The organism is Enterobacter cloacae complex sp. IR5458 (assembly GCF_049238025.1).
Classification (GTDB): Bacteria; Pseudomonadota; Gammaproteobacteria; order Enterobacterales; family Enterobacteriaceae; genus Enterobacter; species Enterobacter kobei.
Map to the genome: position 1 here is coordinate 53,207 of NZ_JBMKIF010000011.1, position 12,926 is coordinate 66,132.

Consider the following 12,926-nt stretch of genomic DNA (forward strand, 5'->3'; position numbering starts at 1 on the left):
CCGCCACCCGGCTTTTTTTATGACCTACAGTCGCCCCTGCCCCTTCAACCATTCCCGAACCAGGAACAACGCGCTCACGTTGCGGGCCTCGTTAAAGTCTGGGTCTTCCAGCAGATCCATCAGATGCGCCAGCGGCCAGCGCACCTGCGGCAGCGGTTCCGGCTCATCCCCCTCCAGCGATTCAGGGTAGAGATCTTCAGCTACCACAATATTCATTTTGCTGGAAAAATAGGACGGCGCCATGCTCAGTTTTTTCAGGAACGACAGCTCATTCGCGCCAAAACCCACCTCTTCTTTCAGCTCACGGTTTGCTGCTTCAAAGACCGTTTCGCCCGGGTCAATAAGTCCTTTGGAAAACCCAAGCTCGTAAGATTCTGTTCCCACGGCATATTCGCGGATCAAAATCAGATGATCGTCGACAATAGGCACAATCATCACCGCTTCGCGCGAAGAGGGGCGCATACGTTCATAAACACGACGCACACCGTTGCTGAACTCAAGGTCCACACTTTCGACATTAAACAGGCGCGATTTGGCGACCGTTTCAACCTTCAGAATGGTGGGTTTTTGTAGTGGTTTGCTCATTTTGATGGGGTCTTAGCAGTGTAAACTGGCATTATTGTGCGATACGCTGCACGGTTTCGGCAATGTCAATTGTTCTTTATTTACATTTATGCAACGTATTTGAGATCAATCCTCAATTCAAAACAAATGTCAAGAGGTTGAAATGTTTCCAGGAATTTGCTGATATCGCGCCATAAGAGGCTTTGCTATCATCACCGGTCACTGGGATGCGCTTCAGAATGCTCAAGTTCGACTCCATACTTGCCGATAGCCAGCCACAGACTCTCATTCAATGTTTAAGGTGCTACTGATTACACCTGTAAGAAGATTAGTAAGATGGGGAAAGCATGAGCACCATTTTGATTGTTCTCGCTGCTATGCTGGCCAGCGCATTGATTGCAGGGTGGCTGTACTGGCGACGCGCACAGCGCCGTTACCGGCTGCCTTTTTTAAATGCCTTCGCGGGTGCAACCACCCGTAAACTCTCGCAAGATGAGCGCGATGCAGTTGAAAACTATCTCGAAACGCTGAACCGTTCCCAGTTAACGCCTGGGCCGACGGGAGCCACTGCTGCGCCTGTCGCACTGAAACTTAACGCGCAGAGCGACACCGTGCTCTGCGTGACGCGCTCCATTACTCGCTACGGTATCACAACGGACGACCCCAACAAGTGGCGCTACTATCTTGATTCCGTCGAGGTACATCTGCCCCCCTCCTGGGAACAGCACATTAACGACGAAAACAGCGTTGAGCTGATTCATACCGATTCGCTGCCGCTGGTTATCTCGCTTAACGGTCATACCCTGAGTGAATATCTTCACGAAGCTCCGCGTTTTGCGCTGGAACGCGCGAGTTCAACACAGGCCTCCATTCGTGGCGAAGAGACCGAGCAGATCGAACTGCTGAACATTCGTCAGGAAACGCATGAAGAATACGCCCTGAGCCGTCCGGACGGCATCCGTGAAGCCATTCTGATCGTTGCCGCTTTCCTGCTCTTTTTTGTCTGCCTGCTGACACCGGACGTCTTTGTTCCGTGGCTGGCAGGGGGCGCTGTGCTGCTTCTGGCTGCCGGACTGTGGGGGCTTTTTGCACCGCCGGCCAAAACCTCGTTGCGGGAGATCCACTGCCTGCGCGGCACACCAAAGCGCTGGGGTCTGTTCGGTGAAAACGATCAGGAGCATCTCAACAATATTTCGCTCGGTATTATCGACCTTATCTATCCGCGCCACTGGCAACCGTGGATCGCGCAGGATTTAGGGCAGAAAACCGATATTGATATCTACCTTGACCGCCACGTTGTGCGTCAGGGACGCTTCCTGTCTCTGCATGATGAAGTGAAAAATTTCCCGCTTCAGCACTGGCTCCGTAGCACGGTCATTGCTGGCGGCGCCGCGCTGGTGTTTATCATGCTGCTGCTTTTCGTGCCGCTGGATATGCCCATCAAATTCACCCTGTCGTGGATTAAAGGCGCGCAGACCATCGAAGCGACCAGCGTCAACCAGCTGGATGAAGCAGGGGTACGGGTGGGCGATACGTTGCGCCTGAAGGGAACCGGGATGTGTAATATCCACAGCCCGGGCGGATGGAACACGCGGCAGAGCTCGCCTTTCATGCCGTTCGACTGCTCGCAAATTATCTGGAACGATGCGCCGCCGCTGCCATTACCGGAATCCGAAGTGGTGAATAAAGCCACGGCGCTGACCCAGACGGTTAACCGCCAGCTGCACCCGAAAGCGGATGACGATTCACGCGTCAGCCCTGCGCTCCGTTCTGCCATCCAGAAGTCAGGCATGGTTCTCCTGGATGACTTTGGCGATATCGTTCTCAAAACCCAGGATTTATGTTCGTCGCAGGATGAGTGCATACGCCTCAAAAACGCGCTGGTTAACCTGGGGAACAGCAAAGACTGGGACTCACTGGTCAAACGCGCCGAAGCGGGACGACTGGACGGCGTCAATGTCCTGCTGCGCCCGGTAAGCGCCGAATCGCTGGATAACCTGGTCGCCACGTCGACATCGCCGTTTATGATGCGCGAAACCACCCGCGCGGCGCAGGCGCTCAACAGCCCGGCACCGGGCGGCTTTGTGATTGTCAGCGATGAGGGCAGTGACCTGGTCGATCAGCCTTACCCGCAGGTGGCGCTTTATGACTATCCGGCACAGGAGCAGTGGGGTCAGTTCCAGCGTCTGGCGCAGATGCTGATGCAAACCCCCTTCAGCGCCGAAGGGATTGTCACCAGTATTTACACCGATGCCAACGGCACCCGTCATATCGGCCTGCACCGGATGCCGGATAGCGCAGGATTGTGGCGATACATTGGCACCTCTCTGCTGATGATCGCCATGCTTATCGCCATTGTCTGGAACGGTATTATGGCGCTGCGCCGCTATCAACGCTCGCGCACCCGTCTTGCTGAGATCCAGCAATATTATGAAAATTGCCTTAATCCCAAGCTGATCCCCTCCTCCGAGAGCCTGATCTGATAACCTCGTTGCGCGACAAGATGTGCTACCCTGTCGCGCACGTTTCTTCTGGCTGGAGTTCCCCCTTATGCATCTTGATATCGACTGGCAGCAGGTCGACACCGTTCTGCTGGATATGGACGGCACGCTGCTCGATCTCGCCTTTGATAACTATTTCTGGCAAAAGCTGGTACCGGAAACCTACGGCGAACAGCAGGGTATCTCCCCGGCAGAAGCACAGGCATTCATTCGTTCGCAATATAGCGCAGTGCAACATACGCTAAACTGGTACTGTCTTGACTACTGGAGCGAGCGCCTCGGTTTGGATATTTGTGCCATGACCACCGCCCAGGGCCCGCGCGCGGTACTGCGCGAAGATACGGTTCCGTTCCTGGACGCGCTGAAAGCCAGCGGCAAGCACCGTATTTTGCTGACCAACGCGCATCCACATAATCTGGCCGTGAAGCTGGAGCACACGGGGCTGGCATCGCACCTTGATTTATTGCTTTCTACCCACACATTTGGTTATCCGAAAGAGGATCAGCGGTTGTGGCATGCGGTGAAGGAAGAGACCGGCTTGCAGCCGGAACGCACGCTGTTCATTGACGACAGCGAGCCCATTCTGGATTCCGCGGCAACGTTTGGCATTCGCTATTGTCTGGGCGTCACCAATCCTGACTCTGGCCTGGCTGAAAAACGCTATCTGCGACATCCTGGACTGAACGACTACCGCCAGATGATCCCCTCACTGACCGTGAAGGAGACGCCATGAAAGAAAAATCCTCTGACGGGGTAAGACTGGATAAATGGCTGTGGGCGGCCCGTTTTTATAAAACGCGCGCCCTTGCCCGCGAGATGGTTGACGGCGGTAAAGTGCATTACAACGGCCAGCGCAGCAAGCCGAGCAAGCTGGTTGAGCTGAACGCCACCTTAACGCTACTCCAGGGCAACGATGAAAAAACGGTGGTGATTAAAACCATTACCGAACAACGTCGGCCCGCATCGGAAGCCGCACTGCTTTATGAAGAGACAGCGGAAAGCGTTGAGAAACGCGAGAAGACCGCGCTGGCGCGCAAAATGAATGCGCTAACCATGCCCCACCCGGACCGGCGGCCGGATAAAAAAGAGCGCCGCGATCTGATGAAATTTAAACACGGTGAGACAGAGTAACCCTCACCCGCACGAGAGATGAAAATGGCCCAACACGACCAATTACACCGCTATCTGTTTGAACAATTCGCCGTGCGCGGCGAACTGGTCACCGTATCCGAAACCTGGAAACAGATTCTGGAAAACCACAATTACCCGCTGCCGGTGAAGACCCTGTTGGGCGAACTGCTGGTTGCCACCAGCCTGCTGACCGCGACGCTGAAATTTGCCGGTGATATTACCGTGCAGTTGCAGGGTGACGGCCCAATGACGCTGGCAGTGATCAACGGCAATAACCAGCAGCAGATGCGCGGCGTCGCACGCGTTCAGGGCGATGTGCCTGAAAATGCAGACCTCAAAACGCTGGTGGGGAATGGCTACCTGGTGATCACCATCTCCCCTGAGGAAGGTGAACGCTATCAGGGCGTGGTCGGCCTCGAAGGGGATACCCTGGCAGCCTGCCTGGAAGATTACTTCATGCGTTCTGAACAGCTGCCGACGCGTCTGTTCATCCGCACCGGTGAAGTGGATGGTCAGCCTGCTGCAGGCGGTATGCTGCTGCAAGTTCTGCCAGCCCAGGACGCACAGACCAATGACTTCGAGCACCTGGCGACGCTGACCGAAACCGTCAAAGCAGAAGAGCTGTTTAACCTGTCGGCGACTGACGTGCTGTGGCGTCTGTACCACGAAGAAGAAGTGACCGTTTACGACCCGCAGGCAGTGGAGTTCAAATGCACCTGTTCTCGCGAACGCTGCGCGGGTGCGCTGAAAACCCTGCCAGATGAAGAGATCGACAGCATCATGGCGGAAGACGGCGAAATTGATATGCACTGTGACTACTGCGGTACGCACTATGTGTTCAATTCAATGGATATCGCTGAGATCCGCAACAACGCCTCCCCGGCGGATCCGCAGGTTCACTAATACCCTTCCCTCTCCCCATCCTGTTCTCTCTCCCTGTGGGAGAGGGAACTGGGTGAGGGCAAAAAACCTCGCTTAAGCTGAATCGTTTTCCGTATGTAACTCTTACGTAATTTTCTTACGTGTATGCGATTACATTCACATTCTCTCCGATAAAATCACCAGCCTTTAACCTTTTCGGAACATTTTCCCCAACCAAAAAGCGATTCCTGCGATAATCCGCCTGCACTGTGACTGGAGTCGCAGCGTTTTCCGTTAGTAAGGGTTTTGTCCAGATGCGTAAATCTATGAGCCCCGTCGCGGTTAACAACCCCAGAAAAACCCTACAATTTCAGGCAGTACATATTGGCTAAGGAGCAGTGATATGCGTGTTACTGGTTTAACCCCGCAAGATCTCAAGGCTTATGGTATTCACGACGTCCAGGAAGTCGTCTACAACCCCGACTACGATACGCTGTATCAGGAAGAGCTCAATCCAGCACTGGAAGGATACGAGCGCGGTGTGTTGACGAATCTTGGTGCTATCGCCGTCGATACCGGTATTTTTACCGGTCGTTCGCCGAAAGATAAGTATATCGTCCGAGACGAAACCACCCGCGATACGCTGTGGTGGGCTGACAAAGGCAAAGGGAAGAACGACAACAAACCGCTCTCCCCGGAAATCTGGCAGCATCTGAAAGGGCTCGTCACCCATCAACTTTCTGGCAAGCGTCTGTTTATCGTAGACGCTTTCTGCGGCGCTAACGCCGACACCCGTCTCTCCGTACGTTTCATTACCGAAGTAGCCTGGCAGGCGCATTTCGTGAAGAACATGTTTATTCGTCCAACCGACGAAGAGCTGCAGGACTTCACGCCTGACTTCATCGTAATGAACGGTGCGAAATGCACTAACCCGCAGTGGAAAGAGCAGGGCCTGAACTCCGAAAACTTTGTCGCCTTCAACCTGACCGAGCGTATCCAGCTGATCGGCGGTACCTGGTACGGCGGCGAGATGAAGAAAGGGATGTTCTCGGTCATGAACTACCTGCTGCCACTGCGCGGCATCGCGTCCATGCACTGCTCGGCGAACGTCGGCGAGAAAGGCGATGTGGCGGTGTTCTTCGGCCTTTCCGGCACAGGGAAAACCACCCTCTCCACCGACCCGAAACGTCGTCTGATTGGCGATGACGAACACGGCTGGGACGATGACGGCGTGTTTAACTTTGAAGGCGGCTGCTACGCGAAGACCATTCGCCTGTCTGAAGAGGCTGAGCCGGATATCTTCCACGCAATCCGTCGCGATGCGCTGCTGGAAAACGTCACCGTACGTGCCGACGGCTCTATCGACTTTGACGACGCCTCGAAAACCGAAAACACGCGCGTGTCATACCCGATCTACCACATCGACAACATCGTGAAGCCGGTGTCAAAAGCGGGTCATGCTACGAAGGTGATTTTCCTGACGGCGGATGCCTTTGGCGTGCTGCCTCCGGTATCTCGCCTGACCGCCAGCCAGACGCAGTACCACTTCCTTTCTGGCTTTACGGCCAAACTGGCGGGTACCGAGCGCGGCGTGACGGAGCCAACCCCAACCTTCTCCGCCTGCTTCGGCGCAGCATTCCTGTCGCTGCACCCGACGCAGTACGCTGAAGTGCTGGTGAAACGCATGCAGGCGTCTGGCGCGCAGGCCTACCTGGTGAACACCGGCTGGAACGGGACTGGCAAACGTATCTCTATCAAGGATACTCGCGCCATTATCGACGCCATTCTGGATGGTTCTCTCGATAACGCCGAAACCTTCACGCTGCCGATGTTTGACCTGGCCATTCCAACGTCGCTGCCGGGTGTGGATACGCATATCCTCGACCCGCGCAATACGTACGGATCGCCGGAACAGTGGCGCGAGAAGGCAGAATCGCTGGCGAAGCTGTTTATTGAGAACTTCGAGAAATATACCGATACACCAGCGGGCGAAGCGCTGGTGAGTGCGGGACCGAAGCTGTAGGTAAAAGCAAAAAGGCAACGAAAGTTGCCTTTTTTAATGTTTTCCCCCTCTCCCAGTGGGAGAGGGCCGGGGTGAGGGCATCAGGCCGCACCGTTTAATGATTAACTCTCTTTCACCTGTCCGCGCGTCACCGGCACCGGTAACCAGGCGCGAATGCTCAGCCCACCCCGCTCGCTGGTGCCGATCTCCAGCAATCCGTTATGGTTATCGATAATACGCTGCACAATCGCCAGGCCTAAGCCCGTACCACTGGTGCTGCGCGCACTGTCGCCACGCACAAACGGCTGGAACAGATGCTTACGCTGCTCGGGCTTAATACCCGGACCGTCATCTTCCACCTGGAACCAGGCGCGGTTGAGTTCAGACCCGCTGCTGACTTTAATCCAGCCGTTACCGTAGCGCGCCGCGTTGACCACCATGTTCGCCACCGCACGCTTAATGGAGAGCGGGTGCATACGGACCTGAATTTCACCGGCCTGAAGGGCAGTATCAATTTCACGTTCATAACCACTTTCCGCGGCCACCACTTCACCCAGCACCGCGTTCAGATCCGCCATCTCCATCGGCATCTCCTGCCCGGTACGGAGATAGTCGATGAACTGCTCGATGATGGCGTTACACTCTTCGATGTCCTTGTTGATGGACTCGGCGAGATAACCATCTTCTTCGCCCATCATCTCCGTTGCCAGACGGATACGCGTCAACGGCGTGCGCAGGTCATGACTGACGCCCGCCATCAGCAGCGTACGGTCATCCGCCAGCTGCTTCACGCCTGCGGCCATGTGGTTAAAGGCCCGCGTAACAGAACGCACTTCCGAGGCGCCATACTCGCGCAGCGGGGGAGGAATAATGCCTTTACCGACCTGCAGCGCAGCGTGCTCCAGGTCGACCAGCGGTCGGTTCTGTATACGGATAAACAGCCAGGCCCCGCCTATCGCCAGCAGCATAATGGCGAGCGTATAGCGGAACAGCGGCGAGAAATCGCCCTGATGGATTTCCGTCAGCGGAACGCGCACCCAGATGTTGGGTGACAGCCAGGTTTTCAGCCAGACGACAGGCGAGCTTTTGTTAACCTCAACGCGGACTTCCGTTGGGCCACCCAGCTGCTGCGCCATCTGCTGGCTAAGAAATTCGTAGTGCTGCGCCCAGCGCAAACCCGCGTCTTCTGCCGCCTCATTCGAGTAGAGCGAAATGCCCAGTTCACGGTAGATTTCACGGCGAAACGCCGGGGGAACGACCAGTTGCGTGCCGTCCTCCAGTTGCAGTTTATCGGTCATCAGCATACGGACTTCGTATGCCAGGACCTTATTAAACTGCTGGAGGCTCGGCAAAATCGCAAAGTTCAAAACCACCAGGTAGGTCGTCACCAGGCTGACGAACAGCAAGGTGACGATCAGTAACAGGGTGCGGGCAAATGAGCTTCGCGGCGAGAAGCGCATTCGCCTCATGCTTTAGAGCCGTCCGGAACGAACACGTAGCCCAGACCCCATACGGTCTGAATATAACGAGGATGCGCCGGATCTTCTTCCACCATGCGGCGCAGACGGGAGATCTGCACGTCGATGGAGCGTTCCATTGCCGAGTATTCGCGACCACGCGCCAGGTTCATCAGCTTGTCACGGGAAAGCGGCTCACGCGGGTGGCTGACCAGCGCTTTCAGCACCGCAAACTCACCGCTGGTGAGCGGCATTGGCTCGTCTTCACGGAACATCTCACGCGTACCGAGGTTCAGCTTGAACTTGCCGAAGGCAATCACCGCTTCTTCCTGCGACGGTGCGCCAGGCAGCTCGTTCGCCTGACGACGCAGCACGGCACGAATACGCGCCAGCAGTTCACGCGGGTTAAACGGTTTTGGAATGTAGTCATCCGCGCCGATTTCGAGGCCCACGATACGGTCAACTTCTTCACCCTTCGCGGTCACCATGATGATCGGCATCGGGTTACTCTGGCTACGCAGACGACGGCAGATAGAGAGCCCGTCCTCGCCCGGCAGCATCAGGTCGAGAACCATCAAATGGAAAGATTCACGGGTTAGCAGACGATCCATCTGCTCAGCGTTCGCGACGCTACGAACCTGGAAGCCCTGCTCGGTCAGATAACGCTCCAGCAGCGCACGCAGGCGCATGTCGTCATCCACGACCAGAATTTTGTAGTTCTCTTGCATTGTGTGTACTCCCAAAGGTTCGGATAGTCTTTGTGACAGCGTATTCTAAAAAAGTGCACGTATTCGACCAGCGAAATCTGGTATAAATTCTAGTCGAAATTGTTACAAAGCATATTTAACAGCAGCTTATCTGCTCATTTCATCACATAAATCATTATTAATCCTGTCTGTTACACTGTGTGGTACGTATTGTGCGCCAGACAGAAAACAGGCAGCAAAGGCTTTACCATGAAAACGCCCCTGATCACCCGCGAAGGGTACGAAAAACTCAAAAAAGAGATGGATTACCTGTGGCGAGAAGAGCGCCCTGAAGTAACCAAAAAGGTGACCTGGGCGGCAAGCCTGGGCGATCGCAGCGAAAATGCTGACTACCAGTACAACAAAAAGCGACTGCGTGAGATTGACCGTCGGGTACGCTACCTGACCAAGTGCCTTGAGAACCTGAAAATTGTCGATTACTCCCCGCAGCAGGAGGGCAAAGTGTTCTTCGGCGCGTGGGTGGAGATTGAAAACGACGACGGTGACACCCTGCGTTTTCGCATTGTCGGCTACGATGAAATTTTTGGTCGTAAGGATTACATCTCCATCGACTCCCCGATGGCCCGCGCGCTGCTGAAAAAGGAAGTGGGTGATTTGGCCGTCGTTCAGACTCCCGCCGGTGAAGCCAGCTGGTACGTCAATGAGATCGTCTACGTAAAATAGTCCGAGAGCGCCCTCCCCGGCTGGCATTTTGCCGTGTCAGCCCGTATAACTATCCCCTGATTTTTCGACTCAACAGATGATAAAGCCATGATGAAAGATTCGCTCTGCCGCATTATTGCGGGTGAACTTCAGGCCAGAGCCGAACAGGTAGAAGCTGCCGTTCGCCTGCTTGATGAAGGGAACACCGTGCCGTTTATTGCACGTTATCGTAAGGAAGTCACCGGCGGTCTGGATGACACGCAGCTGCGTAACCTGGAAACCCGTCTGGGATACCTGCGTGAACTGGAAGACCGTCGTCAGGCGATCCTCAAATCCATTGGCGAACAGGGCAAGCTGACCAGCGAACTGGAAAGCGCCATTAACGGCACCCTGAGCAAAACCGAACTCGAAGATCTCTATCTGCCTTACAAACCGAAGCGCCGCACGCGCGGGCAGATCGCGATTGAAGCAGGCCTTGAGCCGCTGGCCGACCTGCTGTGGAATGAGCCGTCCCACCATCCGGAAACTGAGGCGGTGAAATTCATCGATGCCGACAAAGGCGTCGCGGACACCAAGGCCGCCCTTGACGGTGCGCGTTACATTCTGATGGAACGCTTTGCCGAAGACGCAGCCCTGCTGGCTAAAGTGCGTGATTACCTGTGGAAGAATGCGCACATCGTCTCTACCGTCGTGGCGGGGAAAGAGGACGAAGGCGCGAAATTCCGCGACTACTTTGATCACCACGAACCGATTTCTACCACCCCTTCACACCGTGCGCTGGCAATGTTCCGCGGCCGCAACGAAGGTGTGCTGCAGCTCTCTCTGAACGCTGATCCGCAGTTTGACGAGCCGCCGAAAGAGAGCCACTGCGAGCAGATCATCATTGACCATCTCGGCCTGCGCCTGAACAACGCTCCGGCAGACAGCTGGCGCAAAGGCGTGGTGAGCTGGACCTGGCGCATCAAGGTGCTGATGCACCTCGAAACCGAGCTGATGGGCACCGTGCGCGAGCGCGCCGAAGATGAAGCGATCAACGTTTTCGCCCGTAACCTGCATGACCTGCTGATGGCGGCGCCTGCTGGCCTGCGCGCGACCATGGGTCTCGATCCGGGCCTGCGTACCGGCGTGAAAGTGGCGGTGGTTGACGGCACCGGCAAGCTGGTCGCCACTGACACCATCTATCCGCACACCGGACAGGCAGCGAAAGCGGCTGTCGTGGTTGCCGCTCTGTGTGAAAAATACAACGTCGAGCTGGTCGCCATCGGTAACGGTACGGCGTCCCGCGAGACTGAACGTTTCTTCCTCGACGTGCAGAAGCAGTTCCCGAAAGTCACGGCGCAGAAGGTGATCGTCAGCGAAGCGGGCGCATCAGTCTATTCCGCCTCCGAGCTGGCGGCGCAGGAATTCCCGGACCTGGACGTTTCATTGCGCGGCGCGGTATCTATCGCCCGTCGTTTGCAGGATCCGCTGGCGGAGCTGGTGAAAATTGATCCGAAATCCATCGGCGTGGGCCAGTACCAGCACGATGTGAGCCAGACTCAGCTGGCACGCAAGCTGGATGCGGTCGTAGAAGACTGCGTAAACGCCGTCGGTGTTGACCTGAATACCGCCTCCGTGCCGCTGCTGACCCGCGTGGCGGGCTTAACCCGCATGATGGCGCAGAACATCGTCGCCTGGCGTGATGAGAACGGCCAGTTCCAGAACCGTCAGCAGCTGCTGAAGGTGAGCCGTCTGGGGCCGAAAGCGTTTGAGCAATGCGCGGGCTTCCTGCGCATCAACCACGGCGATAACCCGCTGGATGCCTCCACCGTTCACCCGGAAGCCTACCCGGTGGTGGAACGTATTCTGGCCGCCACCCAGCAGGCGCTGAAGGACCTGATGGGCGATAGCAGTGCCCTGCGCAACCTCAAAGCGGTGGATTTCACCGACGACAAATTTGGTGTGCCAACCGTCACCGATATCATCAAAGAGCTGGAAAAACCGGGCCGCGATCCGCGTCCTGAGTTCAAAACGGCGACCTTTGCTGACGGCATCGAGACCATGAACGATCTGCTGCCCGGCATGGTGCTGGAAGGCGCGGTAACTAACGTCACCAACTTCGGCGCGTTTGTGGATATCGGCGTGCATCAGGATGGCCTGGTTCACATCTCTTCTCTCGCCGACAAGTTCGTTGAAGACCCGCACACCGTGGTCAAAGCGGGCGACATCGTGAAGGTGAAAGTGCTGGAAGTGGACCTACAGCGCAAACGTATCGCCCTGACCATGCGTCTGGACGAGCAGCCAGGCGACACCAACGCGCGTCGTGGCGGAAACGGCGGCGCTCGTGACTCCCAGCGCCCGGCCGCGAAAGCGGCAAAACCGCGCGGGCGTGATGCTCAGCCAGCGGGCAATAGCGCGATGATGGATGCGCTGGCGGCCGCGATGGGCAAGAAGCGCTAAGTGATAAACGCCCGGTGGCGCTACGCTTACCGGGCCTACGGTTTTGTAGGCCGGGCAAACGCAGTGCCGCCCGGCAAGCAGGCCGCAAAGAATTAAAACAAATAGAGTGCATCCATATTTAAACCACAAATTATCACTTCATTAACAAATAACTCTCTTCTCTTTATCTCCGCATTTCAGCAAATATTGAGCAAGGTCAAACAGGCCGTAAATTAATACACCAAACAACATTCCGTCACAGTTTTATTATTGCTGATAAAAACTATTCTCATTATCATCCCATAGTAGATAATTTAACCTTTCGTGGAAGCAGGCGTTATGCAATTCACTCCAGACAGTGCGTGGAAGATTACCGGTTTTACCCGCGAAATTAGCCCGGCCTATCGGCAAAAGCTGCTCTCGCTGGGCATGCTGCCCGGCTCGTCATTCCAGGTGGTGCGCGTGGCGCCGTTAGGCGATCCGGTTCACATTGAAACCCGACGCGTGAATCTGGTCCTGCGTAAAAAAGACCTCGCATTAATAGAAGTCGAAGCCTTATCCCGATAACGAGCCAGCGGTTTCA

Annotated in this window: 11 protein-coding genes; 8 read left to right on the forward strand and 3 right to left on the reverse strand. The window is 55.8% G+C overall.

What is annotated here, in order from left to right; genetic code table 11:
• Positions 1–24: 24 nt before the first annotated feature.
• Positions 25–585: an ADP compounds hydrolase NudE gene (nudE, locus tag ACOTYN_RS11395; protein ID WP_332957827.1), complete on the reverse strand. Its 561-nt coding sequence runs from the start codon at positions 583–585 to the stop codon at positions 25–27.
• Between the two features lie 326 nt (positions 586–911).
• Here nudE and ACOTYN_RS11400 point away from each other — a divergent pair, with 326 nt between their 5' ends.
• The 5 genes from ACOTYN_RS11400 (at position 912) to pckA (ending at position 7,080) form a co-directional block, all read left to right on the forward strand.
• Entirely contained in the window at positions 912–3,047 is a 2,136-nt protein-coding gene (locus ACOTYN_RS11400; protein ID WP_332957825.1) for an intracellular growth attenuator family protein, read from the forward strand.
• Between the two features lie 67 nt (positions 3,048–3,114).
• A complete protein-coding gene (yrfG, locus tag ACOTYN_RS11405) occupies positions 3,115–3,798 on the forward strand; it encodes a GMP/IMP nucleotidase (RefSeq protein WP_332957822.1) in 684 nt (227 codons plus the stop codon).
• On the forward strand, positions 3,795–4,196 hold the full coding sequence (hslR, locus tag ACOTYN_RS11410; RefSeq protein WP_332957820.1) for a ribosome-associated heat shock protein Hsp15: 402 nt from the start codon (positions 3,795–3,797) through the stop codon (positions 4,194–4,196). The genes yrfG and hslR overlap by 4 nt, the downstream gene beginning before the upstream one ends.
• An 18-nt stretch (positions 4,197–4,214) precedes the next feature.
• Positions 4,215–5,099, forward strand: coding sequence for an Hsp33 family molecular chaperone HslO (gene hslO / locus ACOTYN_RS11415; protein WP_162184515.1), 885 nt, complete (start codon positions 4,215–4,217; stop codon positions 5,097–5,099).
• 361 nt (positions 5,100–5,460) lie between these two features.
• Positions 5,461–7,080 (forward strand): phosphoenolpyruvate carboxykinase (ATP), encoded by a 1,620-nt coding sequence (gene pckA, locus ACOTYN_RS11420; protein WP_023338845.1) that lies wholly within the window; start codon positions 5,461–5,463, stop codon positions 7,078–7,080.
• Positions 7,081–7,181: 101 nt separating this feature from the next.
• On the opposite strand, the gene envZ is transcribed toward pckA, so the two are convergent.
• Positions 7,182–8,528, reverse strand: a complete 1,347-nt coding sequence (gene envZ, locus ACOTYN_RS11425) for a two-component system sensor histidine kinase EnvZ (RefSeq protein ID WP_014885538.1) — start codon at positions 8,526–8,528, stop codon at positions 7,182–7,184.
• Positions 8,525–9,244 (reverse strand): two-component system response regulator OmpR, encoded by a 720-nt coding sequence (gene ompR / locus ACOTYN_RS11430; RefSeq protein ID WP_001157751.1) that lies wholly within the window; start codon positions 9,242–9,244, stop codon positions 8,525–8,527. The genes envZ and ompR overlap by 4 nt, the downstream gene beginning before the upstream one ends.
• Before the next feature lie 228 nt (positions 9,245–9,472).
• Here ompR and greB point away from each other — a divergent pair, with 228 nt between their 5' ends.
• From greB to feoA, 3 genes are all read left to right on the forward strand, one after another.
• Entirely contained in the window at positions 9,473–9,946 is a 474-nt protein-coding gene (greB, locus tag ACOTYN_RS11435) for a transcription elongation factor GreB (protein ID WP_014885539.1), read from the forward strand.
• A gap of 87 nt (positions 9,947–10,033) precedes the next feature.
• On the forward strand, positions 10,034–12,364 hold the full coding sequence (locus ACOTYN_RS11440) for a Tex family protein (RefSeq protein ID WP_045268726.1): 2,331 nt from the start codon (positions 10,034–10,036) through the stop codon (positions 12,362–12,364).
• A gap of 318 nt (positions 12,365–12,682) precedes the next feature.
• Positions 12,683–12,910, forward strand: coding sequence for a ferrous iron transporter A (feoA, locus tag ACOTYN_RS11445; RefSeq protein ID WP_008503050.1), 228 nt, complete (start codon positions 12,683–12,685; stop codon positions 12,908–12,910).
• The last annotated feature ends 16 nt before the right edge of the window (positions 12,911–12,926 follow it).